Source organism: Pseudomonas marginalis, from assembly GCF_008692035.1.
Taxonomy (GTDB): Bacteria; Pseudomonadota; Gammaproteobacteria; order Pseudomonadales; family Pseudomonadaceae; genus Aquipseudomonas; species Aquipseudomonas marginalis.
On sequence record NZ_VTFG01000001.1, the window covers coordinates 3,423,595 to 3,448,656 of the forward strand.

The 25,062-nt window shown below is 55.3% G+C and carries 36 protein-coding genes; 1 reads left to right on the plus strand and 35 read right to left on the minus strand.

Annotation, left to right across the window (positions count from 1 at the left end; translation table 11 throughout):
• Nucleotides 1-4: 4 nt before the first annotated feature.
• The gene (locus FX984_RS16010) at nucleotides 5-1,399 is read right to left on the minus strand and encodes an MFS transporter (protein WP_146477734.1); all 1,395 of its coding nucleotides are present in this window, start codon (nucleotides 1,397-1,399) and stop codon (nucleotides 5-7) included.
• Nucleotides 1,400-1,577: 178 nt separating this feature from the next.
• Here FX984_RS16010 and uvrA point away from each other — a divergent pair, with 178 nt between their 5' ends.
• The gene (gene uvrA, locus FX984_RS16015; RefSeq protein ID WP_027605168.1) at nucleotides 1,578-4,412 is read left to right on the plus strand and encodes an excinuclease ABC subunit UvrA; all 2,835 of its coding nucleotides are present in this window, start codon (nucleotides 1,578-1,580) and stop codon (nucleotides 4,410-4,412) included.
• A gap of 63 nt (nucleotides 4,413-4,475) precedes the next feature.
• Here uvrA and bfr read toward each other — a convergent pair whose 3' ends face one another.
• The 34 genes from bfr to rpsL all read right to left on the minus strand — a co-directional run bounded on the left by bfr (nucleotide 4,476) and on the right by rpsL (nucleotide 24,959).
• Nucleotides 4,476-4,940 carry a bacterioferritin gene (gene bfr / locus FX984_RS16020; protein ID WP_017525959.1) on the minus strand — a complete coding sequence of 155 codons (465 nt, stop codon included), beginning with the start codon at nucleotides 4,938-4,940 and terminating at the stop codon, nucleotides 4,476-4,478.
• A gap of 155 nt (nucleotides 4,941-5,095) precedes the next feature.
• Complete coding sequence (locus FX984_RS16025) at nucleotides 5,096-6,544, minus strand: catalase (RefSeq protein WP_146477732.1); 1,449 nt, start codon at nucleotides 6,542-6,544, stop codon at nucleotides 5,096-5,098.
• Nucleotides 6,545-6,781: 237 nt separating this feature from the next.
• Nucleotides 6,782-7,168: a 50S ribosomal protein L17 gene (gene rplQ / locus FX984_RS16030; protein ID WP_003176402.1), complete on the minus strand. Its 387-nt coding sequence runs from the start codon at nucleotides 7,166-7,168 to the stop codon at nucleotides 6,782-6,784.
• Between the two features lie 41 nt (nucleotides 7,169-7,209).
• Nucleotides 7,210-8,211, minus strand: coding sequence for a DNA-directed RNA polymerase subunit alpha (locus tag FX984_RS16035; RefSeq protein WP_003176403.1), 1,002 nt, complete (start codon nucleotides 8,209-8,211; stop codon nucleotides 7,210-7,212).
• 22 nt (nucleotides 8,212-8,233) lie between these two features.
• Nucleotides 8,234-8,854, minus strand: coding sequence for a 30S ribosomal protein S4 (gene rpsD / locus FX984_RS16040; RefSeq protein WP_003176404.1), 621 nt, complete (start codon nucleotides 8,852-8,854; stop codon nucleotides 8,234-8,236).
• A gap of 18 nt (nucleotides 8,855-8,872) precedes the next feature.
• Nucleotides 8,873-9,262, minus strand: coding sequence for a 30S ribosomal protein S11 (gene rpsK / locus FX984_RS16045; protein WP_002555466.1), 390 nt, complete (start codon nucleotides 9,260-9,262; stop codon nucleotides 8,873-8,875).
• Nucleotides 9,263-9,292: 30 nt separating this feature from the next.
• Nucleotides 9,293-9,649 (minus strand): 30S ribosomal protein S13, encoded by a 357-nt coding sequence (rpsM, locus tag FX984_RS16050; protein ID WP_024077676.1) that lies wholly within the window; start codon nucleotides 9,647-9,649, stop codon nucleotides 9,293-9,295.
• A 129-nt stretch (nucleotides 9,650-9,778) separates the two neighbouring features.
• A complete protein-coding gene (rpmJ, locus tag FX984_RS16055; protein WP_002555468.1) occupies nucleotides 9,779-9,895 on the minus strand; it encodes a 50S ribosomal protein L36 in 117 nt (38 codons plus the stop codon).
• A gap of 27 nt (nucleotides 9,896-9,922) precedes the next feature.
• Nucleotides 9,923-11,251, minus strand: a complete 1,329-nt coding sequence (gene secY / locus FX984_RS16060) for a preprotein translocase subunit SecY (RefSeq protein ID WP_003176406.1) — start codon at nucleotides 11,249-11,251, stop codon at nucleotides 9,923-9,925.
• A complete protein-coding gene (gene rplO / locus FX984_RS16065) occupies nucleotides 11,252-11,689 on the minus strand; it encodes a 50S ribosomal protein L15 (RefSeq protein WP_003176407.1) in 438 nt (145 codons plus the stop codon).
• Between the two features lie 3 nt (nucleotides 11,690-11,692).
• Nucleotides 11,693-11,869, minus strand: a complete 177-nt coding sequence (gene rpmD / locus FX984_RS16070; RefSeq protein ID WP_003176408.1) for a 50S ribosomal protein L30 — start codon at nucleotides 11,867-11,869, stop codon at nucleotides 11,693-11,695.
• A 2-nt stretch (nucleotides 11,870-11,871) separates the two neighbouring features.
• Nucleotides 11,872-12,372: a 30S ribosomal protein S5 gene (gene rpsE / locus FX984_RS16075; protein WP_003186035.1), complete on the minus strand. Its 501-nt coding sequence runs from the start codon at nucleotides 12,370-12,372 to the stop codon at nucleotides 11,872-11,874.
• Between the two features lie 3 nt (nucleotides 12,373-12,375).
• Entirely contained in the window at nucleotides 12,376-12,726 is a 351-nt protein-coding gene (rplR, locus tag FX984_RS16080; RefSeq protein WP_003186037.1) for a 50S ribosomal protein L18, read from the minus strand.
• A 10-nt stretch (nucleotides 12,727-12,736) separates the two neighbouring features.
• Entirely contained in the window at nucleotides 12,737-13,270 is a 534-nt protein-coding gene (gene rplF, locus FX984_RS16085) for a 50S ribosomal protein L6 (RefSeq protein WP_003176412.1), read from the minus strand.
• 12 nt (nucleotides 13,271-13,282) lie between these two features.
• Nucleotides 13,283-13,675, minus strand: a complete 393-nt coding sequence (gene rpsH, locus FX984_RS16090) for a 30S ribosomal protein S8 (RefSeq protein ID WP_003176413.1) — start codon at nucleotides 13,673-13,675, stop codon at nucleotides 13,283-13,285.
• A gap of 206 nt (nucleotides 13,676-13,881) precedes the next feature.
• On the minus strand, nucleotides 13,882-14,187 hold the full coding sequence (gene rpsN / locus FX984_RS16095) for a 30S ribosomal protein S14 (RefSeq protein ID WP_003176414.1): 306 nt from the start codon (nucleotides 14,185-14,187) through the stop codon (nucleotides 13,882-13,884).
• Between the two features lie 13 nt (nucleotides 14,188-14,200).
• Nucleotides 14,201-14,740: a 50S ribosomal protein L5 gene (rplE, locus tag FX984_RS16100; protein ID WP_003194642.1), complete on the minus strand. Its 540-nt coding sequence runs from the start codon at nucleotides 14,738-14,740 to the stop codon at nucleotides 14,201-14,203.
• A 22-nt stretch (nucleotides 14,741-14,762) separates the two neighbouring features.
• Entirely contained in the window at nucleotides 14,763-15,077 is a 315-nt protein-coding gene (gene rplX, locus FX984_RS16105; RefSeq protein ID WP_003176416.1) for a 50S ribosomal protein L24, read from the minus strand.
• A gap of 11 nt (nucleotides 15,078-15,088) precedes the next feature.
• Complete coding sequence (gene rplN, locus FX984_RS16110; RefSeq protein WP_002555479.1) at nucleotides 15,089-15,457, minus strand: 50S ribosomal protein L14; 369 nt, start codon at nucleotides 15,455-15,457, stop codon at nucleotides 15,089-15,091.
• A gap of 23 nt (nucleotides 15,458-15,480) precedes the next feature.
• Complete coding sequence (gene rpsQ, locus FX984_RS16115) at nucleotides 15,481-15,747, minus strand: 30S ribosomal protein S17 (RefSeq protein WP_003176419.1); 267 nt, start codon at nucleotides 15,745-15,747, stop codon at nucleotides 15,481-15,483.
• 2 nt (nucleotides 15,748-15,749) lie between these two features.
• Nucleotides 15,750-15,941, minus strand: a complete 192-nt coding sequence (gene rpmC / locus FX984_RS16120; protein ID WP_002555481.1) for a 50S ribosomal protein L29 — start codon at nucleotides 15,939-15,941, stop codon at nucleotides 15,750-15,752.
• Complete coding sequence (rplP, locus tag FX984_RS16125) at nucleotides 15,941-16,354, minus strand: 50S ribosomal protein L16 (protein ID WP_003232424.1); 414 nt, start codon at nucleotides 16,352-16,354, stop codon at nucleotides 15,941-15,943. Before rplP ends, rpmC begins: the two co-directional genes overlap by 1 nt.
• 12 nt (nucleotides 16,355-16,366) lie before the next feature.
• Complete coding sequence (rpsC, locus tag FX984_RS16130) at nucleotides 16,367-17,053, minus strand: 30S ribosomal protein S3 (RefSeq protein ID WP_003176422.1); 687 nt, start codon at nucleotides 17,051-17,053, stop codon at nucleotides 16,367-16,369.
• A gap of 13 nt (nucleotides 17,054-17,066) precedes the next feature.
• Nucleotides 17,067-17,399, minus strand: a complete 333-nt coding sequence (gene rplV / locus FX984_RS16135; RefSeq protein WP_003103908.1) for a 50S ribosomal protein L22 — start codon at nucleotides 17,397-17,399, stop codon at nucleotides 17,067-17,069.
• An 11-nt stretch (nucleotides 17,400-17,410) separates the two neighbouring features.
• Nucleotides 17,411-17,686 carry a 30S ribosomal protein S19 gene (gene rpsS, locus FX984_RS16140; protein ID WP_003232420.1) on the minus strand — a complete coding sequence of 92 codons (276 nt, stop codon included), beginning with the start codon at nucleotides 17,684-17,686 and terminating at the stop codon, nucleotides 17,411-17,413.
• A 16-nt stretch (nucleotides 17,687-17,702) separates the two neighbouring features.
• A complete protein-coding gene (rplB, locus tag FX984_RS16145; RefSeq protein WP_003210080.1) occupies nucleotides 17,703-18,527 on the minus strand; it encodes a 50S ribosomal protein L2 in 825 nt (274 codons plus the stop codon).
• Nucleotides 18,528-18,541: 14 nt separating this feature from the next.
• Nucleotides 18,542-18,841 (minus strand): 50S ribosomal protein L23, encoded by a 300-nt coding sequence (gene rplW, locus FX984_RS16150; protein ID WP_002555488.1) that lies wholly within the window; start codon nucleotides 18,839-18,841, stop codon nucleotides 18,542-18,544.
• On the minus strand, nucleotides 18,838-19,440 hold the full coding sequence (rplD, locus tag FX984_RS16155; protein WP_003176424.1) for a 50S ribosomal protein L4: 603 nt from the start codon (nucleotides 19,438-19,440) through the stop codon (nucleotides 18,838-18,840). Before rplD ends, rplW begins: the two co-directional genes overlap by 4 nt.
• Before the next feature lie 12 nt (nucleotides 19,441-19,452).
• A complete protein-coding gene (rplC, locus tag FX984_RS16160; RefSeq protein WP_007253310.1) occupies nucleotides 19,453-20,088 on the minus strand; it encodes a 50S ribosomal protein L3 in 636 nt (211 codons plus the stop codon).
• 81 nt (nucleotides 20,089-20,169) lie between these two features.
• The gene (rpsJ, locus tag FX984_RS16165; RefSeq protein ID WP_003186070.1) at nucleotides 20,170-20,481 is read right to left on the minus strand and encodes a 30S ribosomal protein S10; all 312 of its coding nucleotides are present in this window, start codon (nucleotides 20,479-20,481) and stop codon (nucleotides 20,170-20,172) included.
• A gap of 157 nt (nucleotides 20,482-20,638) precedes the next feature.
• Complete coding sequence (tuf, locus tag FX984_RS16170; protein ID WP_027605166.1) at nucleotides 20,639-21,832, minus strand: elongation factor Tu; 1,194 nt, start codon at nucleotides 21,830-21,832, stop codon at nucleotides 20,639-20,641.
• A gap of 30 nt (nucleotides 21,833-21,862) precedes the next feature.
• Nucleotides 21,863-23,968 carry an elongation factor G gene (gene fusA, locus FX984_RS16175; RefSeq protein WP_003210087.1) on the minus strand — a complete coding sequence of 702 codons (2,106 nt, stop codon included), beginning with the start codon at nucleotides 23,966-23,968 and terminating at the stop codon, nucleotides 21,863-21,865.
• 30 nt (nucleotides 23,969-23,998) lie between these two features.
• Complete coding sequence (rpsG, locus tag FX984_RS16180) at nucleotides 23,999-24,469, minus strand: 30S ribosomal protein S7 (protein WP_002555493.1); 471 nt, start codon at nucleotides 24,467-24,469, stop codon at nucleotides 23,999-24,001.
• A gap of 118 nt (nucleotides 24,470-24,587) precedes the next feature.
• A complete protein-coding gene (gene rpsL / locus FX984_RS16185) occupies nucleotides 24,588-24,959 on the minus strand; it encodes a 30S ribosomal protein S12 (protein ID WP_002555494.1) in 372 nt (123 codons plus the stop codon).
• Between the last annotated feature and the right edge of the window lie 103 nt (nucleotides 24,960-25,062).

Genomic DNA, 25,062 nt, shown 5'->3' on the forward strand with positions numbered 1-25,062 from the left:
TCTCCTATGCTGGGCGCGCTGTCGGCACTGGGTTGACCAGTTGCTCGAGCGTCGCGCGATCCAATAATTCGGTGTCCAATTTGATGTAAATGGCCGCCTCTTCCGCGACCACGACAGCATCCGTTACCCCTACGACGGCCTTCAGGCGCTCTACCAGGCCGCTTTCACGGATCGCCTCAGGCGATAGCGGCAAACGCAGGCTTGTGACGTAGGGAGGTTCGCGCATGGTAACAGCAAAGGCCAACCAAAGTGCAGCCAGCCCGGCGCATCCAAGGAACACAACCGACAAACCGCCATGCTGGAACATCCAGCCGCCCATGATGCCGCCCAACGCCGAACCCAGGAACTGGCTGGTGGAATACACCCCCATTGCCGTGCCCTTGCCACCGGCCGGTGAAACTTTACTGATCAGCGAAGGCAACGAAGCTTCCAGCAAGTTGAACGCGGTGAAGAACACCACCGTACCGATGACCAGCGCCCGTAGGCTGTCGCCGAACTGCCAGAAGAATAGTTCAGTGAGCATCAATGTCGCGACGGCGCCGAGCAAAACTCGTTTCATTTTGCGTTTCTTCTCGCCATAGATAATGAACGGGATCATGGCGAAGAACGAAATCAGCAGTGCCGTGAGGTAGACCCACCAGTGCTGTTCCTTGGGCAGCCCGGCTTTTTCCACCAGCGCCAGGGGCAAGGCGACGAAGCTGCACATCAGCATTGCGTGTAATACGAAGATACCTAAATCCAGGCGCAACAGGTCCGGGTGCTTGAGCGTCGGCAACAGGGCCTTGCGTGCGACGCCCGACTCACGGTGCTGCAACGTGCCGGTGGAGCGCGGCACCATGACGGCCACGATCACGATCCCGAACAACGCCATGCCGCCGGTGGCAAGGAACAGGCCGTGCAAGCCAAAGGCGCGCGTCAGCAACGGGCCCACGACCATGGCCACGGCGAACGACAGACCGATGGTCATGCCGATCATGGCCATGGCCTTGGTGCGGTGTTGCTCACGGGTCAGGTCGGACAGCAGCGCCATGACCGCAGCGGAAATCGCCCCGGCACCTTGCAGGATGCGTCCGGCGATCACGCCCCAGATCGAATCGGATTGTGCCGCGAGCACGCTGCCGAGGGCGAAGACAATCAGCCCGAGGTAAATCACCGGACGCCGGCCAATCCGGTCGGAAATGATTCCGAACGGAATCTGAAAAATCGCCTGGGTCAGGCCATAGGCGCCAATCGCCAGGCCGATCAGCGCGGGGGTCGCGCCTGCCAGATCCATTCCATAGGTCGCCAGCACCGGCAACACCATGAACATGCCAAGCATACGGAACGCGAACACCAGGGCCAGACCGCTTGCTGCTCGGGTCTCGCCGCTACTCATGCGTTCGCTGTGGGGATCGTGCATGGAAAAACCTCGTGTGAACCGGCGGCGATTCTACCAGTCCCATCGATTGAGAGGGTATATGCGGCGCTTTGCCGCGCAGCTTTCATGTAAGGCTGCACCCGGCACTTTGACAGTGTATATTCATCCAGTCTTTAGCCGTATACTCCTGCATTATTTACGCCCGCCGTGCGAGGCCATCTTGGACAAGATCCTGATTCGTGGGGCTAGAACCCACAACCTGAAGAACATCGACCTGACCCTGCCCCGGGACAAACTGATCGTCATCACCGGCTTGTCCGGCTCCGGCAAATCGTCCCTGGCGTTCGACACGCTGTATGCCGAAGGTCAGCGTCGCTATGTGGAATCGCTGTCGGCCTATGCCCGGCAGTTCCTGTCGATGATGGAAAAGCCGGACGTCGACACCATTGAAGGCCTGTCGCCGGCGATTTCCATTGAGCAGAAGTCGACCTCCCACAACCCGCGTTCCACCGTGGGCACCATCACCGAAATCTACGACTACCTGCGCCTGCTGTACGCGCGGGTAGGCATCCCGCGCTGCCCGGACCACGACATTCCGCTGGAGGCCCAGACCGTCAGCCAGATGGTCGACCTGGTGCTGGCCCAACCGGAAGGTGCCAAGCTGATGCTGCTGGCGCCGGTGATTCGCGAGCGCAAGGGCGAACACCTCTCTGTATTCGAAGAGCTGCGTGCTCAAGGTTTCGTACGTGCGCGTATCAACGGCAAGCTGTATGAGCTGGACGAAGCGCCGAAACTCGACAAGCAGAAGAAGCACTCGATTGATGTCGTGGTCGATCGCTTCAAGGTGCGGTCCGACCTGCAGCAGCGTCTGGCGGAATCGTTCGAGACCGCGTTGAAGCTGGCGGATGGCATTGCCCTGGTGGCGCCGATGGATGACGAGCCGGGTGAAGAGATCATCTTCTCCGCGCGCTTTGCCTGCCCGATCTGTGGCCACGCCATCAGCGAGCTGGAGCCCAAGCTGTTCTCCTTCAACAACCCGGCCGGTGCCTGCCCGACCTGCGATGGCCTGGGCGTGAAGCAATTCTTCGACATCAAGCGCCTGGTCAACGGCGACCTGACATTGGCGGAGGGCGCGATACGCGGCTGGGACAGGCGTAACGTCTACTACTTCCAGATGCTCGGGTCGTTGGCGGCCCATTACAAGTTCAGCCTTGAAGTACCTTTCAACCAACTGCCAGCAGACCAGCAGAAAGTCATCCTTAATGGCAGCGGCTCGCAGAACGTCGACTTCAAGTACTTGAACGACCGTGGCGACATCGTCAAGCGCTCCCACCCGTTCGAAGGCATCGTGCCGAACCTGGAGCGGCGCTACCGCGAGACTGAATCGGCGAGTGTGCGCGAGGAGCTGGCAAAATTCCTCAGCACCCAACCGTGCCCGGATTGCCGGGGCACTCGCCTGCGCCGTGAGGCGCGGCATGTATGGGTGGGTGAGAAGACGTTGCCGGCGGTGACCAACCTGCCGATCGGCGATGCCTGTGAATACTTTGGTGTACTGCAGCTCACCGGACGCCGTGGGGAAATTGCCGACAAGATCCTCAAGGAGATCCGCGAGCGCTTGCAGTTCCTGGTTAACGTTGGCCTGGACTATCTGTCGCTGGATCGCAGCGCGGATACGTTGTCCGGTGGTGAAGCGCAGCGAATTCGCCTGGCCAGCCAGATTGGTGCCGGCCTGGTGGGGGTGTTGTACATCCTCGATGAGCCTTCGATTGGCCTGCACCAGCGGGATAACGATCGCCTGCTGGGCACGCTGAAGCACCTGCGGGATATCGGCAATACGGTGATCGTGGTCGAGCACGATGAAGACGCGATTCGCCTGGCGGACTATGTGGTGGATATTGGCCCAGGCGCCGGCGTACATGGAGGACATATTGTCGCCGAGGGCACGCCTGCCGAGGTAATGGCGCATCCCGACTCGTTGACCGGCAAGTACCTGTCCGGCCGCGTGAAGATCGCAGTGCCAGCCAAGCGTACACCGCGCAACAAGAAGATGGCATTGCACCTCAAGGGCGCGCGTGGCAACAACTTGCGCAATGTTGACCTGGAAATACCACTGGGCCTGCTGACCTGCGTGACCGGTGTTTCCGGCTCAGGCAAGTCGACGCTGATCAACAACACGCTGTTCCCCTTGAGTGCCACCGCCTTGAACGGCGCCACCACCCTGGAAGCCGCCGCGCACGACAGCATCAAGGGCCTGGAACACCTGGACAAGGTGGTCGATATCGACCAAAGCCCGATTGGCCGCACACCGCGCTCCAACCCGGCGACCTACACCGGGCTGTTCACGCCTATTCGTGAGCTGTTTGCTGGCGTGCCGGAATCCCGTTCACGGGGCTACGGGCCAGGCCGCTTCTCGTTCAACGTCAAGGGCGGTCGCTGCGAAGCGTGCCAGGGCGATGGCCTGATCAAGGTGGAAATGCACTTCCTCCCGGACATCTACGTGCCGTGCGATGTGTGCAAGAGCAAGCGCTACAACCGCGAAACCCTGGAGATCAAGTACAAGGGCAAGAGCATCCACGAAACCCTGGAGATGACCATCGAAGAAGCGCGGGTGTTCTTTGATGCGGTTCCGGCGCTTGCGCGCAAGCTGCAGACGCTGATGGATGTGGGCCTGTCATATATCAAGCTGGGGCAGTCGGCGACCACGCTGTCCGGTGGTGAGGCGCAGCGGGTGAAGCTGTCTCGCGAGCTGTCCAAACGCGATACGGGCAAGACCTTGTATATCCTGGACGAACCGACAACCGGCCTGCACTTTGCTGATATTCAGCAATTGCTGGATGTGTTGCACCGCTTGCGTGATCACGGCAACACCGTGGTGGTGATCGAGCACAACCTGGATGTGATCAAGACGGCCGACTGGCTGGTGGATCTAGGGCCGGAAGGCGGATCCAAGGGCGGCCAGATCATTGCGGTGGGTACGCCGGAGCAGGTCTCCGAGATGCCACAATCGCATACGGGTTACTACTTGAAACCATTGCTGGCGCGCGACCGGGCCTGATTTATCAGGCTCAATAAAAAGCCCCTGTCACTGCTGAGGTGACAGGGGCTTTTTTGTAGGAAATCAGAACTGCGATTGCAGGTAGTTTTCCAGGCCAATCAGCTTGATCAAGCCCAACTGCTTTTCCAGCCAGTAGGTGTGATCTTCTTCGGTATCGTTCAACTGCACGCGCAGGATTTCCCGCGTGACGAAGTCGCTGTGCTGTTCGCAGAGCTCGATGCCCTTGCAGAGAGCGGCACGCACCTTGTATTCAAGACGAAGATCGGCTGCAAGCATGTCAGGTACGCTGGTACCCACATCCAGATCGTCGGGACGCATACGTGGCGTACCTTCGAGCATCAGGATACGACGCATCAGTGCATCGGCGTGCTGTGCCTCTTCTTCCATTTCGTGGTTGATACGCTCGTAGAGTTCGGTAAAACCCCAGTCTTCGTACATGCGCGAGTGGATGAAATATTGATCACGAGCTGCCAGTTCGCCCGTCAGCAACGTGTTGAGGTAATCGATTACGTCGGGGTGACCTTGCATCGCCCTACATCTCCCTGCTTGAAAGTCTGTAGTTTGAACCATGCTGACTCGGAGGTCACGGGACTAACGGCAGAAAAGTGAAGATTTCCGCAGAAAAGTAGCTGAAATAACGCAAAAACCGCCCAAATGAGGGCGGTTCTGCTTATCGTTTAGAGTCAGTTAAGCGATACACCCAGTGCCTTTGCGATTGCGTCTCCATAAGCAGGATCTGCCTTATAGAAGTGCTGCAGTTGACGCTGGACCACATCACTGGAGACACCGCTCATTGCGCCGGCGATGTTATTGATGAGCAGTGCTTTCTGCTCATCATTCATCAGGCGGAACAGCGCACCTGCGTGGCTGTAGTAGTCGGTATCTTCACGGTGATCGTAACGATCAGCCGCACCGCTCAAGGGCAATGCAGGCTCGGCGTACTGTGGCGCTTGCTTCGGAGCTTCGGCGTAGCTGTTCGGTTCGTAGTTCGGAGTCGCACCACCATTGCTGCCAAATGCCATCGAGCCATCACGCTGGTAGCTGTTGACCGGGCTGCGCGGAGCATTCACCGGCAATTGCTGGTGGTTGGTACCCACACGGTAGCGGTGAGCATCTGCGTAAGCGAAAACCCGACCTTGGAGCATACGGTCTGGCGACAGGCCAACGCCTGGAACCATGTTGCTTGGGCCAAATGCAGCCTGCTCTACTTCAGCGAAGTAGTTCTGCGGATTGCGGTTAAGTTCCAGCTCACCCACTTCAATCAACGGGAATTCTTTCTGCGACCAGGTTTTGGTCACATCAAACGGATTCTCGTAATGGGCGTTCGCCTGGGCCTCGGTCATGATCTGGATGCAGACCCGCCATTTCGGGAAGTCACCGCGCTCGATCGCACCAAACAGATCACGCTGGGCGTAATCAGGATCAGTACCGGCCAGGCGGGCCGCCTCAGCCGGCGCCAGGTTCTTGATGCCTTGCTTGGTTTTGTAGTGCCACTTCACCCAGTGCCGCTCACCGCGGGCGTTAATCAAGCTGTAGGTGTGGCTGCCAAAGCCATGCATATGACGGTAGCCATCGGGAATACCACGATCCGAAAACAGAATGGTGACCTGGTGCAGCGCTTCTGGAGAGTGCGACCAGAAGTCCCACATCATTTGCGCGCTTTTCAGGTTGCTTTGCGGTAACCGCTTCTGAGTGTGGATGAAATCGGGGAATTTCAGCGGATCGCGTATGAAGAACACCGGTGTGTTGTTACCCACGATGTCCCAATTACCTTCTTCGGTGTAGAACTTCAAGGCAAAACCACGGGGATCGCGCTCGGTGTCTGCGGAACCACGCTCACCGCCCACAGTAGAGAAACGCAGGAACGTTGGAGTTTGCTTACCAACGGACTCGAACAATTTGGCGCTGGTGTAGTGGGTGATGTCCCGGGTGACCGTGAACGTCCCGTAGGCACCCGACCCCTTGGCGTGTACGCGACGCTCAGGGATGTTTTCACGGTTGAAATGGGCAAGTTTCTCGATCAGGTGAAAATCGTCAAGAAGCAGCGGGCCGCGCGGGCCGGCTGAACGGGAATTCTGGTTATCCGCAACGGGAGCGCCGCTGGCGGTGGTAAGGATTTTATTCTGGCTCATGCTCAATTTTCCTCAGGTCGGACTTGGAACTGCCGGCTAATCGGCTTGGAGGGAGTATTGACCATCAACATGACACCTACAAATTCATTAAATCGTAAGCTTCAATAGAAAATAACTAACAATACCCCCGCCCACATAGTGCTGAGCGCTGTCTGAGGAAGCTTGTACACATCGCGCTTTTGTTACGCGCACAAAAAACCGGGCACTAGGCCCGGTTCTTCGTTACAGCTTGTCGTCTTACTCGGCGCTTACAGCTTCGCCGGCAGTAGCACGATCAACCAACTCGACGTACGCCATAGGCGCGTTGTCGCCAGCGCGGAAACCGCACTTGAGGATGCGCAGGTAGCCACCCTCACGGGTAGCGTAACGCTTGCCCAGGTCGTTGAAGAGCTTACCAACGATAGCTTTCGAACGAGTACGGTCGAAAGCCAGACGGCGGTTAGCCAGGCTGTCTGTCTTGGCCAAAGTGATCAGCGGCTCAGCAACGCGACGCAGTTCTTTAGCTTTCGGCAGTGTAGTTTTGATCAGCTCGTGCTCGAACAGCGACACCGCCATGTTTTGAAACATGGCCTTGCGGTGCGAGCTGGTACGGCTCAGGTGACGACCACTTTTACGATGACGCATGGTTCATTCCTTACCAAACTCACGTTCGGTGATTACGACGATCAGGCAGTCGCCTTGTCGTCCTTCTTAAGACTTGCAGGCGGCCAGTTGTCGAGGCGCATGCCGAGGGACAGACCGCGGGAGGCCAGAACGTCCTTGATTTCAGTCAAGGATTTCTTGCCCAGGTTCGGAGTCTTCAACAGTTCTACTTCGGTACGCTGAATCAGGTCGCCGATGTAGTAAATGTTTTCCGCCTTAAGGCAGTTAGCCGAACGTACAGTCAGTTCCAGATCGTCAACCGGGCGAAGCAGGATCGGATCGATCTCGTCTTCCTGCTCGATTACCACTGGTTCGCTGTCACCTTTGAGGTCGACGAACGCAGCCAACTGCTGTTGCAGAATGGTTGCAGCGCGGCGGATAGCCTCTTCAGGATCCAGAGTACCGTTGGTTTCCAGATCAATAACCAGCTTGTCCAGGTTAGTACGCTGCTCGACACGGGCGTTTTCCACCACGTATGCGATACGGCGAACCGGGCTGAACGAAGAGTCAAGCTGCAAGCGACCAATGCTGCGGCTTTCGTCTTCATCGCTCTGACGCGAGTCGGCCGGTTCATAACCACGACCACGAGCTACGGTGAGCTTCATGTTCAGGGCGCCGTTAGACGCCAGGTTAGCGATTACGTGATCGGGGTTAACGATCTCGACATCATGATCCAGCTGAATATCGGCAGCGGTAACCACCCCCGAACCCTTCTTCGACAAGGTCAGCGTAACTTCGTCACGGCCGTGCAGCTTGATAGCCAGACCTTTAAGGTTCAACAGGATTTCAATTACGTCTTCCTGTACACCTTCGATGGCGCTGTACTCGTGGAGCACACCGTCAATCTCGGCCTCGACTACTGCACAGCCGGGCATTGAGGACAACAGGATGCGTCGCAGCGCGTTGCCCAGGGTGTGGCCAAAACCACGCTCGAGAGGCTCGAGAGTGATCTTGGCGCGGGTTGGACTGACAACCTGCACATCAATGTGGCGGGGTGTCAGGAACTCATTTACCGAAATCTGCATGGATGCACCTATTTTCTAGCCCTTACTTGGAGTAGAGCTCGACAATCAGGCTTTCGTTGATGTCGGCGGACAGATCACTGCGAGCAGGAACGTTCTTGAAAACGCCCGACTTCTTCTCAGTGTCTACTTCTACCCATTCTACGCGGCCACGTTGGGCACACAGATCGAGAGCTTGGACAATGCGAAGTTGGTTTTTTGCTTTCTCGCGAACTGCGACCACGTCACCAGCACGAACCTGGTAGGACGGAACGTTTACGGTCTGACCGTTAACGCTGATCGACTTGTGCGATACCAGCTGACGGGATTCGGCACGAGTCGAACCAAAGCCCATACGGTATACAACGTTGTCCAGACGGCATTCGAGCAGTTGCAGCAGGTTTTCACCGGTTGCACCTTTCTTGCCAGCAGCTTCTTTGTAGTAGCCGCTGAACTGACGCTCGAGAACGCCGTAGATACGACGGACCTTCTGCTTTTCACGCAGTTGGGTGCCGTAATCGGACTGGCGACCGCGGCGTTGGCCGTGGATACCAGGTGCTGCTTCAATGTTGCACTTCGATTCGATCGCGCGCACGCCGCTCTTCAGGAAGAGATCGGTGCCTTCGCGACGAGCGAGTTTGCATTTTGGACCAATGTAACGAGCCATTCTTTACAATCTCCTGGATTACACGCGGCGCTTCTTCGGCGGACGGCACCCGTTGTGCGGGATTGGCGTCACGTCGGTGATGCTGGCGATCTTATAGCCACAGCCGTTCAAAGCACGGACAGCAGACTCACGACCTGGACCTGGACCTTTGACGTTAACGTCGAGGTTTTTCAGGCCATATTCCAGCGCAGCTTGACCAGCACGTTCAGCAGCTACTTGAGCAGCAAACGGCGTGGACTTGCGGGAACCGCGGAAACCCGAACCACCGGAGGTAGCCCAAGAAAGCGCGTTACCTTGACGGTCGGTGATGGTCACGATGGTGTTGTTAAAAGATGCATGGATGTGGGCGATGCCATCAACCACTGTCTTTTTAACTTTTTTACGAGGACGAGCAGCAGGTTTTGCCATGATAATTTTCCTGTCGATTCGCTGGGGCGATTACTTGCGGATCGGCTTACGCGGACCTTTACGGGTACGCGCGTTAGTCTTGGTACGCTGACCGCGCACTGGAAGACCACGACGATGACGCAGACCGCGATAGCAACCGAGGTCCATCAAACGCTTGATTTTCATGTTGATTTCGCGACGCAGGTCACCTTCAGTGGTGAACTTCGCCACTTCGCCACGCAGCAATTCAATCTGCTCGTCGCTCAGATCCTTGATCTTAGCGGCTGGGTTTACCCCAGCAACCGCGCAAATTTTCTGCGCAGTAGTGCGACCAACACCATAGATGTAGGTCAGCGAGATAACAGTGTGCTTGTTATCTGGAATGTTAACGCCTGCAATACGGGCCATTCAGTGGGACTCCAATTGACAGCTACCTACGCCCCGGAAGCCAAGAAATAGGGCGCGAGATAATATCGCTGTAATAACAAATAATCAACCCGGCAGCGCACTAGCTGCCGGGCTTCAAGCGGATCACACTCAGCCTTGGCGCTGTTTGTGACGCGGTTCCGCGCTGCAAATTACTCGAACAACACCTTCGCGGCGAATAATCTTGCAGTTACGGCACAGCTTTTTCACCGATGCACGAACTTTCATCACCAACTCCTCGAACCTTATGGGTACTCAGCGCAACATGCCGCTGCCGTAACCCTTCAGGTTGGCTTTCTTCATCAGGGATTCGTACTGGTGCGAAACGAGGTGCGATTGTACTTGGGACATGAAGTCCATCACAACCACGACCACGATCAGCAACGAGGTCCCGCCAAGGTAGAACGGAACGTTTGCTGCAACCACCAGGAACTGGGGCAACAAGCACACGGCCGTCATATATAGAGCACCGAACAGGGTCAAACGAGTCAGAACGCCATCAATGTAGCGTGCCGACTGCTCACCTGGACGAATACCCGGAATAAAGGCACCGGACTTCTTCAGGTTTTCCGCTACGTCTTTCGGATTGAACATCAACGCCGTATAGAAGAAGCAGAAGAAAATAATCCCTGCACTAAACAGCAGAATATTCAACGGCTGACCAGGAGCGATCGACTGAGAGAGGTCCTGCAGCCAGCCCATATTTTCAGACTGACCAAACCAGGTACCCAACGAAGCCGGAAACAGCAAAATGCTGCTCGCGAAAATTGCCGGAATAACACCGGCCATATTCACTTTCAGCGGCAAGTGGCTGGTCTGCGCAGCAAAAACCTTACGGCCCTGCTGACGCTTGGCGTAGTGAACAGCAATACGACGCTGGCCACGCTCAATGAACACCACAAAACCGATAATCGCTACTGCCAGCAAACCGATGGCAACCAGGGCGAAGATATTGATATCACCCTGACGTGCAGACTCGAAAGACTGCCCGATTGCTCTCGGAAGACCGGCGACGATACCTGCGAAAATCAACATCGAGATACCGTTACCAACACCACGCTCAGTAATCTGCTCACCCAGCCACATCATGAACATCGCACCAGCCACAAACGTGGATACCGCGACGAAATGGAAGCCAAAGTCACCAGTGAACGCAACACCCTGCCCAGCCAGGCCAACGGACATGCCGATAGCTTGGACCAGGGCGAGGATGACAGTGCCGTAGCGGGTGTACTGGCTAATCTTGCGACGGCCAGCTTCACCTTCCTTCTTCAACTGCTCCAGCTGCGGGCTGACGGCGGTCATCAGTTGCATGATGATCGATGCCGAGATGTACGGCATGATCCCCAGTGCAAAAATGCTCATCCGTTCCAGCGCACCGCCAGAAAACATGTTGAACAAGCTAAGAATGGTCCCCTCATTCTGTCGAAACAGGTCTGCGAGTCGGTCCGGGTTGATACCTGGAACCGGGATGTGTGCGCCTATTCGGTAGACGATAATCGCCAGGAACAGAAAACGCAGACGAGCCCAAAGTTCAGACATACCGCCTTTGCCGAGCGCTGAGAGAGCACCTTGCTTAGCCATTTATTCCTCGAACTTGCCGCCAGCTGCTTCGATAGCCGAACGCGCACCTTTGGTGGCGCCGATTCCCTTGCCGATAGTGACAGCGCGAGTCACTTCACCGGACAGCATGATTTTCACACGCTGTACGTTGACGTTGATCACGTTGGCATCTTTCAGGGTCTGCACAGTAACGATGTCGCCTTCCACTTTAGCCAGCTCGGACAGACGCACTTCTGCGCGGTCCATGGCCTTCAGGGAAACGAAGCCGAACTTAGGCAGGCGACGATGCAGCGGCTGTTGACCGCCTTCAAAGCCTGGAGCAATGGTGCCACCGGAGCGGGAGGTTTGACCTTTGTGGCCACGGCCACCAGTCTTACCCAAACCGCTACCGATACCACGGCCCGGACGATGCTTTTCGCGACGGGAACCCGGCGCTGGACTCAGATCATTGAGTTTCATCGATTAACCCTCGACACGCAGCATGTAGTAAGCCTTGTTGATCATCCCGCGATTCTCGGGAGTATCCTGGACTTCTACAGTGTGACCGATGCGACGCAGACCCAAACCCTTAACGCACAATTTGTGGTTAGGGATGCGGCCGGTCATGCTTTTGATCAGCGTTACTTTAACGGTAGCCATGATCAGAAGATCTCCTTGACGCTTTTGCCACGCTTGGCGGCAATGGATTCAGGAGATTGCATAGCTTTCAAACCCTTGAAAGTGGCGTGAACCACGTTTACCGGGTTAGTCGAGCCATAGCACTTGGCCAGAACGTTCTGAACGCCAGCAACCTCGAGGACAGCACGCATAGCGCCGCCAGCGATGATACCGGTACCTTCAGAAGCAGGCTGCATGTACACCTTCGAAGCGCCGTGAGCGGACTTCATTGCGTACTGCAGCGTGGTGCCGTTCAGATCAACTTGGATCATGTTGCGACGAGCAGCTTCCATTGCCTTCTGGATCGCAGCAGGCACTTCACGTGACTTGCCACGGCCGAAGCCAACGCGCCCTTTACCATCACCCACCACGGTCAACGCGGTGAAAGTGAAGATACGGCCGCCTTTAACGGTTTTGGCTACGCGGTTAACTTGAACCAGCTTCTCAATGTAGCCTTCGTCGCGCTTTTGGTCGTTATTTGACATAACTTAGAACTCCAGCCCAGCTTCACGAGCAGCATCAGCCAGCGCTTTAACGCGGCCGTGGTACTTGAAGCCAGAGCGGTCGAAAGCCACTTGCGAGACGCCAGCGGCCTTAGCACGCGTAGCGACCAGCTGGCCAACCTTTGTGGCCGCGTCGATGTTGCCAGTGGCACCATCACGCAGTTCTTTATCCAAAGTCGAGGCGCTGGCCAGGACTTTGTTGCCGTCGGCCGAGATGACCTGGGCGTAGATGTGCTGCGACGAGCGGAACACGCAGAGACGCACGACTTCGAGTTCGTGCATTTTCAGGCGTGCTTTGCGAGCGCGACGCAGTCGAGTAACTTTTTTGTCGGTCATTTGCTATGCCCTACTTCTTCTTGGCTTCTTTACGACGGACGACTTCGTCCGCGTAGCGCACACCTTTGCCTTTGTACGGCTCTGGTGGACGGAAGTCGCGGATCTCAGCAGCCACTTGACCTACCAGTTGCTTATCGATGCCCTTGATCAGGATATCGGTCTGGCTAGGAGTCTCAGCGGTGATGCCTTCCGGCAGTTCGTAATCCACTGGGTGCGAGAAGCCAAGGGCCAGGTTCAAAACCGTGCCTTTTGCTTGCGCTTTGTAACCAACACCGACCAGCTGGAGCTTACGCTCGAAGCCTTGGCTTACGCCTTGGACCATGTTGTTTACCAACGCACGCGTGGTACCAGCCATTGCGCGAGTTTGTTGATCGCCATTGCGAGCAGCGAAACGCAGCTCACCAGCTTCTTCAACGATCTCAACGGACGAATGGATATTCAGTTCAAGAGTGCCCTTGGCACCCTTCACCGAAAGCTGTTGGCCTGCGAATTTGACTTCGACACCGGCTGGCAGCTTAACGGGGTTCTTAGCGACGCGAGACATGCTTATCCCCCCTTAGAACACAGTGCAAAGAACTTCGCCGCCGACACCGGCAGCGCGCGCAGCACGATCCGTCATCACACCTTTGTTGGTGGAGACGATAGACACGCCCAGACCGCCACGAACTTTCGGCAGATCTTCAGCGGACTTGTACTGACGCAGGCCTGGACGGCTAACGCGCTTCACTTCCTCGATGACCGAACGGCCTTCGAAGTACTTCAGCTCGATGGACAGCAGTGGTTTGATCTCGCTGCTGATCTGATAACCCGCAATGTAGCCTTCGTCTTTCAGGACTTTGGCAACAGCAACCTTCAACTTGGAAGACGGCATGCTTACGACGGACTTTTCAGCCATCTGGGCATTACGGATACGAGTTAGCATGTCCGCTAACGGGTCCTGCATACTCATGGGCTAGACGCTCCTAATACAAAAAAATTAGCCTTGCGGCTACATATGTCGCTGAGAACTTCCGGGTAAAAAACACGGGCTCAGGCGAGCCGCGTATTTTAGACACACTCCGGAAATGAAACAAGCCCCAAAAGGGGCTTGTTCCAGATTCAAGGTCACCGGCGGTCAGTATCTTTCGATTCAGACCACCTGGACGCTGAAAGTACTTACCAGCTGGCTTTAACCAGACCTGGTACGTCACCACGCATTGCCGCTTCACGCAGTTTGTTACGGCCGAGGCCGAACTTGCGGTAAACGCCGTGTGGACGACCGGTCAGGCGGCAGCGGTTACGCATGCGCGAAGCGCTTGCGTCACGTGGCTGCTTCTGCAGGGCAACTGTAGCTTCCCAACGCGCTTCTGGACTTGCGTTCAGATCAACGATGATTGCTTTCAGTGCTGCACGCTTCTTGGCGTACTTGGCAACCGTGAGCTGACGCTTCAGCTCGCGGTTTTTCATGCTCATCTTGGCCATGGTCCTACTCCAATCAGTTGCGGAACGGGAATTTGAAAGCACGCAACAGGGCGCGACCTTCATCATCGTTCTTGGCAGTGGTGGTCAGGGTGATGTCCAGACCGCGGAGAGCATCGATCTTGTCGTAGTCGATTTCCGGGAAGATGATCTGCTCTTTCACGCCCATGCTGTAGTTACCACGACCATCGAAGGACTTGGCATTCAGGCCGCGGAAGTCGCGAACCCGAGGCAGGGAGATCGACAGCAGACGATCCAGGAATTCGTACATACGCTCACGGCGCAGAGTCACTTTGACGCCGATCGGCCAACCTTCACGGACTTTAAAGCCAGCGATGGATTTGCGAGCGTAGGTCACAACGACTTTCTGGCCGGTGATCTTTTCCAGGTCAGCAACAGCGTGCTCGATGACTTTTTTGTCACCGATCGCTTCGCCCAGACCCATGTTCAGGGTGATTTTGGTAACGCGCGGAACTTCCATCACGTTCCCAAGCTTAAGTTCTTCCTTAAGCTTAGGGGCGATTTCCTTCCGGTAAATCTCTTGTAGTCGTGCCATGGTCTAATCTACCTAGCAGTGTTCAAGCATCAACCGCTTTTTGGGTCGACTTGAAGACACGAATTTTCTTACCGTCTTCTACTTTGAAACCAACGCGGTCAGCCTTGTTGGTTTCGCCGTTGAAGATGGCGACGTTAGAAGCGTCCAGCGGAGCTTCTTTCTCGACGATACCGCCCTGCACGCCCGACATCGGGTTAGGCTTGGTATGACGCTTGACCAGGTTCAGACCACCGATAACCAGACGGTTATTAGCGAGAACCTTAAGCACCTTACCGCGCTTACCTTTGTCTTTGCCGGCGATCACGATGATCTCGTCGTCACGACGAATCTTTTGCATGTCGGATCTCCTTACAGCACTTCTGGGGCGAGCGAGACGATCTTCATGAACTTCTCAGTACGAAGTTCACGGGTCACTGGCCCAAAGATACGGGTGCCGATCGGCTCTTGCTTGTTGTTCAGAAGAACAGCAGCGTTGCCATCAAAGCGGATAATGGAGCCATCTGCACGACGTACGCCGTGACGAGTGCGGACTACAACAGCAGTCATCACTTGGCCTTTTTTCACTTTACCGCGAGGAATTGCTTCCTTGACGGTAACCTTGATGATGTCACCGATACCAGCGTAACGACGATGGGAGCCACCCAGCACCTTGATGCACATAACACGGCGAGCGCCGCTGTTATCGGCCACATCGAGCATGGATTGAGTCTGAATCATATAATTTCTCCGACCCCTAGTCCTTAGACTTCCACAGCGCGTTCGAGAACATCAACCAATGCCCAAGACTTGGTCTTGGCCAGCGGACGAGTTTCACGAATAGTGACTTTGTCGCCGATGTGGCACTGATTGGTTTCGTCGTGCGCGTGCAGCTTAGTCGAACGCTTAACATATTTACCGTAGATCGGGTGCTTAACGCGACGCTCGATCAAAACGGTGATGGTTTTGTCCATCTTGTCGCTGACAACACGGCCAGTCAGCGTACGGACAGTCTTTTCGGCTTCAGCCATGATCACTTACCTGCCTGCTGGTTGAGCACAGTCTTCACGCGAGCGATGTCACGCTTAACTTGCGAGAGCAGATGAGACTGCCCCAACTGGCCAGTTGCTTTCTGCATACGCAGATTGAACTGGTCGCGCAGCAGGCCGAGCAGTTGCTCGTTCAGCTGCTGTGCGGATTTTTCACGAAGTTCATTCGCTTTCATCACATCACCGTCCGTTTAACAAAGGCGGTGGCGAGCGGCAGCTTTGCAGCAGCCAGGGCAAAAGCCTCACGCGCCAGCTCTTCAGTTACACCCTCGATTTCATACAGGACTTTGCCTGGCTGAATCTGGGCTACCCAGTATTCCACGTTACCCTTACCTTTACCCATCCGAACCTCGAGAGGCTTTTTGGAGATCGGCTTGTCCGGGAATACACGGATCCAGATCTTGCCGCCACGTTTAACGTGACGGGTCAGTGCACGACGCGCTGACTCGATCTGACGAGCGGTGAGACGACCACGAGCTACAGACTTCAGCGCGAACTCGCCGAAGCTGACTTTGCTACCGCGCTGAGCCAGACCACGGTTGTGGCCTGTCATCTGCTTGCGGAACTTCGTACGCTTTGGTTGCAACATTTGGCGTACCCCTTACTTAGCAGCTTTTTTACGAGGCGCTGGTGCTTGTGGTTTCAGTTCTTCTTGGCGACCACCAATTACTTCGCCTTTGAAGATCCAAACCTTTACACCGATCACACCGTAAGTGGTGTGAGCTTCGTAGTTGGCATAGTCGATGTCGGCACGCAGGGTGTGCAGTGGCACACGACCTTCGCGATACCATTCAGTACGTGCGATTTCAGCACCGCCGAGACGACCGCTCACTTGGATTTTGATGCCTTTGGCACCAATGCGCATGGCGTTCTGTACGGCGCGCTTCATAGCGCGACGGAACATTACGCGACGCTCCAGCTGCTGAGCTACGCTCTGCGCAACCAGCATACCGTCGAGCTCCGGCTTGCGGATCTCTTCGATATTGATGTGCACAGGCACACCCATTTGCTTGGTCAGGTCCTGACGCAGTTTCTCAACATCTTCACCTTTCTTCCCGATAACGATACCTGGACGAGCGGTGTGGATGGTGATACGTGCAGTTTGCGCCGGACGATGGATATCGATACGGCTTACGGACGCGCTTTTTAGTTTGTCTTGGAGATACTCACGCACCTTCAGATCAGCGAACAAATAGTCCGCATAAGTCCGACCGTCTGCGTACCAGACGGAGGTGTGCTCCTTGACGATTCCCAGGCGAATGCCAATGGGATGTACTTTCTGACCCATCTCTTCGACTCCGTTACTTGTCAGCAACCTTGACAGTGATATGGCAAGACCGCTTGACGATGCGATCAGCACGGCCTTTGGCACGCGGCATGATGCGCTTCAGCGAACGCCCTTCGTTGACGAAAACGGTGCTGACCTTCAGGTCATCAACGTCTGCGCCTTCGTTATGCTCGGCGTTGGCTACGGCCGACTCCAGCACTTTCTTCATGATCTCGGCGGCTTTCTTACTGCTGAAAGCCAACAGGTTGAGCGCTTCGCCCACCTTCTTCCCGCGGATCTGGTCGGCGACCAAGCGGGCTTTCTGGGCGGAGATTCGAGCGCCCGACAACTTAGCGGCTACTTCCATTTCCTTACCCCTTAACGCTTGGCTTTCTTGTCTGCCACGTGCCCACGATAAGTGCGGGTACCGGCAAACTCGCCTAGTTTGTGGCCGACCATGTCTTCGTTAACGAGAACTGGGACGTGCAGACGACCGTTGTGTACAGCGATGGTCAGACCGACCATTTGTGGCAGGATCATCGAACGACGCGACCAGGTCTTAACTGGTTTGCGATCGTTCTTTTCCGCCGCCACTTCGATCTTCTTCAGTAGGTGAAGATCAATAAAAGGACCTTTTTTCAGAGAACGTGGCACTGTCGTATCCCTCTATTTACTTGCGACGACGGACGATCATTTTGTCGGTACGCTTATTACCACGAGTCTTCGCGCCCTTAGTCGGGAAGCCCCATGGCGATACCGGATGACGACCACCAGAGGTACGACCTTCACCACCACCGTGTGGGTGGTCAACCGGGTTCATGGCAACACCACGAACGGTTGGGCGAACGCCACGCCAGCGTTTGGCACCAGCTTTACCCAGCGAACGCAGGCTGTGCTCGGAGTTCGAGACTTCACCCAGGGTCGCGCGGCATTCAGCCAGCACTTTACGCATCTCACCAGAACGCAGACGCAGGGTCACGTAGACACCTTCACGAGCGATCAGCTGAGCCGAAGCACCAGCGGAACGAGCGATTTGCGCGCCTTTACCTGGCTTCAATTCGATGCCGTGTACGGTGCTACCAACTGGAATATTACGCAGTTGCAGAGCGTTGCCCGGCTTGATCGGTGCCAAGGCACCTGCGATCAGCTGGTCGCCAGCACTCACACCTTTAGGCGCGATGATGTAGCGACGCTCGCCATCTGCGTACAGCAGCAGAGCGATGTGAGCAGTACGGTTTGGATCGTATTCGATACGCTCGACAGTGGCAGCGATGCCATCTTTGTCGTTGCGACGGAAATCGACCAGACGATAATGCTGCTTATGGCCACCACCAATGTGACGAGTGGTAATACGACCATTGTTGTTACGACCACCAGTCTTCGATTTCTTCTCGAGCAGCGGTGCGTGAGGAGCGCCTTTATGCAGCTCCTGGTTGACCACCTTGACCACAAAACGGCGGCCAGGGGAAGTCGGTTTGCATTTAACGATTGCCATGATGCACCCCTTCCTTACTCAGCACTGCTGCTGAAATCGAGATCTTGGCCTGGCTGAAGGGAGATAACTGCCTTCTTCCAGTCATTACGCTTGCCCAGACCGCGAGCAGTGCGCTTGCTCTTACCCAGAACATTCAGGGTAGTAACACGCTCAACTTTCACGCTGAACAGGCTTTCGACGGCCTTCTTGATTTCCAGCTTGGTTGCGTCAGTTGCAACCTTGAAAACGAACTGGCCTTTCTTGTCAGCCAGAACCGTAGCCTTTTCGGAAACGTGCGGGCCAAGCAGAACTTTAAATACGCGTTCCTGGTTCATCCCAGCAGCTCCTCGAATTTCTTCACGGCCGACACGGTGATCAACACCTTGTCGTATGCGATCAGACTAACTGGATCGGAACCTTGCACGTCACGCACATCAACGTGTGGCAGGTTACGAGCAGCCAGGTACAGGTTCTGATCAACAGCTTCAGACACGATCAAAACGTCGGTCAGGCTCATGTTGTTCAGTTTGCCCAGCAGATCTTTGGTTTTTGGACTTTCAACAGCGAAGTCCTGAACCACGACCAGGCGATCAGTACGCACGAGTTCAGCAAGGATGGAGCGCAGTGCTGCGCGATACATCTTCTTGTTGAGCTTCTGAGAGTGATCCTGCGGACGAGCTGCGAAAGTGGTACCGCCGCCACGCCAGATTGGGCTACGGATAGTACCGGCACGAGCACGGCCAGTACCTTTCTGACGCCAAGGGCGCTTACCGCCACCACGAACGTCGGAACGGGTCTTTTGCTGCTTGCTACCTTGACGGCCGCCGGCCATGTAGGCCACGACTGCTTGGTGAACCAGCGTCTCGTTGAATTCGCCGCCAAATGTCAGTTCGGAAACTTCGATCGCTTGAGCGTCATTTACATTTAATTGCATGTCAGCTTCCCCTTAACCGCGAGCCTTGGCCGCTGGACGTACAACCAGGTTGCCGCCAGTAGCGCCAGGAACAGCACCCTTGACCAACAACAGATTGCGTTCAGCGTCGACGCGCACTACTTCGAGGGACTGCACGGTCACGCGCTCAGCGCCCATATGACCGGACATTTTTTTGCCCTTGAATACACGACCAGGAGTCTGGCACTGGCCAATAGAGCCCGGGACGCGGTGGGAAACGGAGTTACCGTGAGTGTTGTCTTGACCACGGAAATTCCAACGCTTGATCGTACCCTGGAAGCCTTTACCCTTGGACTGACCGGTTACATCAACCAGTTGACCAGCGGCGAAGATTTCAGCGTTGATCAGATCGCCAGCCTGGTAGTCGCCTTCTTCAAGACGGAACTCCATGACAGTACGACCAGCTGCAACGTTTGCTTTAGCGAAGTGACCTGCTTGAGCAGCAGTCACACGCGAAGCGCGACGCTCGCCGACAGTGACTTGCACTGCACGATAGCCATCGGTTTCTTCAGTTTTGAACTGGGTGACGCGATTCGGCTCGATCTCAATGACCGTAACCGGAATGGAGACACCTTCTTCGGTGAAAATACGGGTCATACCGCATTTACGACCGACTACACCAATAGTCATGTTGTAAACCTCATGAGTGTACGGGGCTTTCACCCGCTATGGCCGCCCATTTCAGAGCGTTACACGACTAAGACCCAAGTCTTAGCCGAGGCTGATCTGTACTTCCACACCGGCCGCCAGATCGAGCTTCATAAGAGCATCAACGGTTTTATCCGTTGGCTGGACGATGTCCAGTACGCGCTTATGAGTACGGATCTCGTACTGGTCACGCGCGTCTTTGTTGACGTGCGGGGAGACCAGAACGGTGAACCGCTCTTTACGGGTAGGCAGTGGAATTGGACCACGCACTTGAGCACCAGTACGTTTCGCGGTTTCCACGATTTCCTGGGTGGATTGGTCGATCAGGCGATGGTCAAAAGCCTTCAACCTGATACGGATTTGCTGATTTTGCATTGGATTTCAGACTCCGGCTGCTATTCCCAGCGAGCGCAATACGCCCGTTAAAAGGAGGCGCAATTCTATAGACGCCCTAGATAGGTGTCAACCCAATAAAAAAGCCCCCGCTGAGCGGGGGCTTTTCAAAGCATCGAAACTATCTCAGAAGAGACGCTTACTCGATGATTTTAGCTACAACACCAGCACCAACGGTACGGCCGCCTTCACGGATAGCGAAGCGCAGACCGTCTTCCATTGCGATGGTCTTGATCAGGGTAACTTCCATTTGGATGTTATCGCCTGGCATTACCATTTCAACGCCTTCTGGCAGCTGGCAGTTACCAGTCACGTCAGTAGTACGGAAGTAGAACTGTGGACGGTAGCCTTTGAAGAACGGAGTGTGACGACCGCCTTCTTCCTTGCTCAGAACGTAAACTTCTGCGGTGAACTTGGTGTGCGGCTTAACCGAACCTGGCTTAACCAGAACCTGGCCACGCTCAACGTCGTCACGCTTGGTACCACGCAGCAGAACGCCGCAGTTCTCGCCAGCACGACCTTCGTCGAGCAGCTTGCGGAACATTTCAACACCAGTGCAGACAGTGTTGGTAGTGTCACGCAGACCAACGATTTCCAGCGCATCTTGAACGCGAACGATACCGCGCTCGATACGACCAGTCACAACAGTACCACGACCGGAGATCGAGAATACGTCTTCGATTGGCATCAGGAACGGCTTGTCAGTCAGACGAACTGGTTCTGGGATGTAGCTGTCCAGGGTTTCAACCAGTTTACGAACGGCAGTGGTGCCCATTTCGTTATCGTCTTTGCCTTCCAGCGCCATACGAGCAGAACCGATGATGATCGGAGTGTCGTCGCCTGGGAAGTCGTAAGTGCTCAGCAGATCGCGCACTTCCATCTCAACCAGTTCCAGCAGCTCAGCGTCGTCTACCAGGTCAGCCTTGTTCAGGAAAACCACGATGTACGGAACGCCTACCTGACGGGACAGCAGGATGTGCTCACGGGTTTGTGGCATCGGACCATCAGCGGCCGAGCAAACCAGGATCGCGCCGTCCATCTGGGCAGCACCAGTGATCATGTTCTTCACATAGTCAGCGTGACCTGGGCAGTCAACGTGAGCGTAGTGACGGATCTTCGAGTTGTACTCGACGTGCGCGGTGTTGATGGTGATACCACGAGCTTTTTCTTCTGGAGCGCTGTCGATTTTATCGAAATCAACGACTGCAGAACCGAAAACCTCGGAGCAGACGCGAGTCAGAGCTGCGGTCAGAGTGGTTTTACCGTGGTCAACGTGACCGATAGTGCCAACGTTGACGTGCGGTAGGGAACGATCAAATTTTTCTTTAGCCACGACAATTAACTCCTTGCCTAAAGGACTGAATCAGCCTTGTTTTTTGGATACAGTTTCAGCGATGTGCGCCGGAGCTGTGTTGTATTTTTTGAATTCCATAGAGTAGCTTGCGCGACCCTGGGACATGGAGCGAACGTCGGTCGCATAACCGAACATCTCACCCAACGGAACCTCGGCGCGAATCACTTTGCCGGAAACCGTGTCTTCCATACCCAAGATCATGCCGCGACGACGGTTAAGGTCGCCCATGACATCACCCATATAGTCTTCAGGTGTAACAACTTCTACCGCCATGATTGGCTCAAGCAACTCACCACCGCCCTTCTGGGCCAGTTGCTTGGTTGCCATGGAAGCAGCCACCTTAAACGCCATCTCGTTGGAGTCGACGTCGTGGTAAGAACCGTCAAAAACGGTTGCTTTCAGGCCGATCAGCGGATAGCCGGCAACAACACCGTTCTTCATCTGCTCTTCGATACCCTTCTGGATAGCAGGGATGTATTCCTTAGGAACAACACCACCCACTACTTCGTTCACGAATTGCAGACCTTCCTGACCTTCGTCAGCAGGAGCAAAACGGATCCAGCAGTGACCGAACTGACCACGACCGCCGGACTGACGAACGAACTTGCCTTCGATTTCACAGTTTTTCGTGATGCGCTCACGATAGGAAACCTGAGGCTTACCGATGTTGGCTTCGACGTTGAACTCACGGCGCATCCGGTCAACCAGGATGTCCAGGTGCAACTCGCCCATGCCAGAGATGATCGTTTGACCAGTCTCTTCATCAGTTTTGACGCGGAAAGATGGATCTTCCTGAGCAAGCTTGCCCAGAGCGATACCCATTTTTTCCTGGTCATCCTTGGTCTTAGGCTCTACGGCAACCGAAATAACCGGCTCCGGGAAGTCCATGCGAACCAGGATGATTGGCTTGGCAGCGTCGCACAAAGTCTCACCAGTGGTGACGTCCTTCATGCCGATCAAGGCCGCGATGTCACCAGCGCGCACTTCCTTGATCTCTTCACGGGCGTTTGCGTGCATTTGCACCATACGACCCACACGCTCTTTCTTGCCTTTGACCGAGTTGATCACGCCGTCGCCGGAGGCCAACACGCCCGAGTAAACGCGGACGAAGGTCAGAGTACCCACAAATGGGTCGGTAGCGATCTTGAACGCCAGAGCCGAGAACGGCTCGCTGTCGTCAGCATGACGCTCCATCTCTTCTTCCTCATTATCAGGGTTGGTACCCTTGATAGCAGGAATGTCGGTAGGAGCAGGCAGGTAGTCGATCACGGCGTCGAGAACCAGGGGAACACCCTTGTTCTTGAAGGAAGAACCGCAAACAGCCAAGACGATCTCACCAGCGATAGTACGCTGACGCAGAGCGGCCTTGATTTCCACGTTGGTGAGCTCTTCACCTTCGAGGTACTTGTTCATCAGCTCTTCGCTGGCTTCGGCGGCAGCCTCAACCATGTTGTTGCGCCACTCGTCAGCCAGTTCCTGCAATTCTGCAGGGATAGGCTTGCGAACAGGAACCATACCCTTGTCAGCGTCATTCCAGTAGACCGCTTCCATGTTGATCAGATCGATCTGACCCTGGAAGTTGTCTTCGGAACCGATAGCCAATTGGATTGGCACCGGAGTGTGACCCAGACGCTGCTTGATCTGACCGATCACGCGCAGGAAGTTGGCACCAGCACGGTCCATCTTGTTTACATAAACAAGACGTGGAACGCCGTATTTGTTGGCTTGACGCCATACGGTTTCCGACTGAGGCTCGACACCCGAGGTACCGCAGAACACAACGACAGCGCCGTCGAGTACGCGCAGGGAACGTTCAACTTCAATAGTGAAGTCTACGTGGCCTGGGGTATCGATAACGTTGAAGCGGTGCTCATCTTTGTACTGCTTCTCGGAACCTTTCCAGAAGGCGGTAATAGCAGCAGAAGTAATGGTAATACCACGCTCCTGCTCCTGAACCATCCAGTCTGTGGTCGCGGCGCCATCATGCACCTCGCCCATTTTGTGACTTTTGCCGGTGTAAAACAGTACGCGCTCGGTGGTGGTGGTTTTACCAGCATCCACGTGAGCAACGATACCGATGTTACGGTAGCGGCTAATCGGAGTAGTACGAGCCATAAAGCCCTCGCAAAATTAGTGAAGCTAAGATTAGAAGCGGTAGTGCGAGAAAGCTTTGTTAGCTTCAGCCATACGGTGCACGTCTTCACGCTTCTTAACAGCAGCACCTTTACCTTCAGCAGCGTCCAACAGTTCGCCGGCCAAACGCAGAGCCATAGACTTCTCGCCGCGCTTACGGGCGAAGTCTACCAACCAGCGCATTGCCAGAGCGTTACGACGGGACGGACGAACTTCGACCGGAACCTGGTAAGTAGCACCGCCTACACGGCGCGACTTCACTTCGACCAGCGGAGCGATGGCGTCGAGAGCTTTCTCGAAGATTTCCAGGGGGTCGCTGTTCTTGCGTTCTTTAACCTTTTCCAGCGCGCCATAAACGATACGCTCGGCAACGGCTTTCTTGCCGCTTTCCATCACGTGGTTCATGAACTTGGCCAGAATTTGGCTTCCGTATTTTGGATCGTCAAGCACTTCGCGCTTGGCTGCTACGCGTCTTCTTGGCATGGATAAGCCCTCAAACGGTCTTCAGGTTCGCTCGGAATCGGTGCCCTTTCGGGACGCCTCCGACCTTACTCTTATCGACTCAGAAAATAAGATGATTCAGTTTTACAAAAAGCCGCTACTACTTAGGCTTCTTGGTACCGTACTTCGAACGACCCTGGTTACGACCTTTAACGCCGGAAGTATCCAAGGAGCCGCGTACGGTGTGATAACGAACACCTGGCAAGTCTTTTACACGACCGCCGCGGATCAGTACCACGCTGTGCTCTTGCAGGTTGTGGCCTTCACCGCCGATGTACGAGGAAACCTCGAAACCGTTGGTCAGGCGCACACGGCATACTTTACGCAGTGCCGAGTTAGGTTTTTTCGGCGTGGTGGTATACACACGGGTGCATACGCCACGACGTTGCGGGCAGTTCTGCAGCGCAGGCACGTCGGATTTCTCGACGATACGCTTACGCGGCTGACGTACCAGCTGGTTGATAGTTGCCATCTACTAGCTCCACTGTTGTCTTGCGACGCTATTGTCTTGCAAGAAAAGCAAAATGGCAGGAACGAATTCCCGCCAAATTTAGGGGTACAAGAGTCTAAAGAGG

Excerpts from the sequence above, each read along its gene's own strand:
- bfr (WP_017525959.1), bottom strand. The coding sequence starts at position 4,940 with ATGCAAGGTCACCCCGACGTAATCGATTACCTCAACACGTTGCTGACG.
- rpsQ (WP_003176419.1), bottom strand. The coding sequence starts at position 15,747 with ATGGCTGAAGCCGAAAAGACTGTCCGTACGCTGACTGGCCGTGTTGTC.
- FX984_RS16025 (WP_146477732.1), bottom strand. The coding sequence starts at position 6,544 with ATGAGCCAGAATAAAATCCTTACCACCGCCAGCGGCGCTCCCGTTGCG.
- rpmJ (WP_002555468.1), bottom strand. The coding sequence starts at position 9,895 with ATGAAAGTTCGTGCATCGGTGAAAAAGCTGTGCCGTAACTGCAAGATT.
- FX984_RS16035 (WP_003176403.1), bottom strand. The coding sequence starts at position 8,211 with ATGCAGATTTCGGTAAATGAGTTCCTGACACCCCGCCACATTGATGTG.
- rpsJ (WP_003186070.1), bottom strand. The coding sequence starts at position 20,481 with ATGCAAAATCAGCAAATCCGTATCAGGTTGAAGGCTTTTGACCATCGC.
- rpsN (WP_003176414.1), bottom strand. The coding sequence starts at position 14,187 with ATGGCCAAGATGAGCATGAAAAACCGCGAGCTGAAGCGTCAGCTCACG.
- rplN (WP_002555479.1), bottom strand. The coding sequence starts at position 15,457 with ATGATTCAGACTCAATCCATGCTCGATGTGGCCGATAACAGCGGCGCT.
- rplF (WP_003176412.1), bottom strand. The coding sequence starts at position 13,270 with ATGTCTCGCGTCGCTAAGAACCCCGTTAAGCTGCCAGCCGGTGTCGAA.
- rplW (WP_002555488.1), bottom strand. The coding sequence starts at position 18,841 with ATGAACCAGGAACGCGTATTTAAAGTTCTGCTTGGCCCGCACGTTTCC.
- rpsC (WP_003176422.1), bottom strand. The coding sequence starts at position 17,053 with ATGGGTCAGAAAGTACATCCCATTGGCATTCGCCTGGGAATCGTCAAG.
- rpsD (WP_003176404.1), bottom strand. The coding sequence starts at position 8,854 with ATGGCTCGTTACATTGGTCCAAAATGCAAACTCGCTCGTCGCGAAGGC.
- rplX (WP_003176416.1), bottom strand. The coding sequence starts at position 15,077 with ATGCAAAAGATTCGTCGTGACGACGAGATCATCGTGATCGCCGGCAAA.
- rplO (WP_003176407.1), bottom strand. The coding sequence starts at position 11,689 with ATGAAACTCAATGATCTGAGTCCAGCGCCGGGTTCCCGTCGCGAAAAG.
- rplD (WP_003176424.1), bottom strand. The coding sequence starts at position 19,440 with ATGCAATTAAATGTAAATGACGCTCAAGCGATCGAAGTTTCCGAACTG.
- rplQ (WP_003176402.1), bottom strand. The coding sequence starts at position 7,168 with ATGCGTCATCGTAAAAGTGGTCGTCACCTGAGCCGTACCAGCTCGCAC.
- rplB (WP_003210080.1), bottom strand. The coding sequence starts at position 18,527 with ATGGCAATCGTTAAATGCAAACCGACTTCCCCTGGCCGCCGTTTTGTG.
- rplV (WP_003103908.1), bottom strand. The coding sequence starts at position 17,399 with ATGGAAGTAGCCGCTAAGTTGTCGGGCGCTCGAATCTCCGCCCAGAAA.
- rpsK (WP_002555466.1), bottom strand. The coding sequence starts at position 9,262 with ATGGCAAAACCTGCTGCTCGTCCTCGTAAAAAAGTTAAAAAGACAGTG.
- rpsH (WP_003176413.1), bottom strand. The coding sequence starts at position 13,675 with ATGAGTATGCAGGACCCGTTAGCGGACATGCTAACTCGTATCCGTAAT.
- rplE (WP_003194642.1), bottom strand. The coding sequence starts at position 14,740 with ATGGCACGACTACAAGAGATTTACCGGAAGGAAATCGCCCCTAAGCTT.
- FX984_RS16010 (WP_146477734.1), bottom strand. The coding sequence starts at position 1,399 with ATGCACGATCCCCACAGCGAACGCATGAGTAGCGGCGAGACCCGAGCA.
- rpsM (WP_024077676.1), bottom strand. The coding sequence starts at position 9,649 with ATGGCCCGTATTGCAGGCGTTAACATTCCAGATAACAAGCACACTGTT.
- secY (WP_003176406.1), bottom strand. The coding sequence starts at position 11,251 with ATGGCTAAGCAAGGTGCTCTCTCAGCGCTCGGCAAAGGCGGTATGTCT.
- rpsE (WP_003186035.1), bottom strand. The coding sequence starts at position 12,372 with ATGTCAAATAACGACCAAAAGCGCGACGAAGGCTACATTGAGAAGCTG.
- rpsG (WP_002555493.1), bottom strand. The coding sequence starts at position 24,469 with ATGCCAAGAAGACGCGTAGCAGCCAAGCGCGAAGTGCTTGACGATCCA.
- rpsL (WP_002555494.1), bottom strand. The coding sequence starts at position 24,959 with ATGGCAACTATCAACCAGCTGGTACGTCAGCCGCGTAAGCGTATCGTC.
- rplC (WP_007253310.1), bottom strand. The coding sequence starts at position 20,088 with ATGACTATTGGTGTAGTCGGTCGTAAATGCGGTATGACCCGTATTTTC.
- rpmD (WP_003176408.1), bottom strand. The coding sequence starts at position 11,869 with ATGGCTACCGTTAAAGTAACGCTGATCAAAAGCATGACCGGCCGCATC.
- rpmC (WP_002555481.1), bottom strand. The coding sequence starts at position 15,941 with ATGAAAGCGAATGAACTTCGTGAAAAATCCGCACAGCAGCTGAACGAG.
- rplP (WP_003232424.1), bottom strand. The coding sequence starts at position 16,354 with ATGTTGCAACCAAAGCGTACGAAGTTCCGCAAGCAGATGACAGGCCAC.
- rplR (WP_003186037.1), bottom strand. The coding sequence starts at position 12,726 with ATGACCGACAAAAAAGTTACTCGACTGCGTCGCGCTCGCAAAGCACGC.
- fusA (WP_003210087.1), bottom strand. The coding sequence starts at position 23,968 with ATGGCTCGTACTACTCCGATTAGCCGCTACCGTAACATCGGTATCGTT.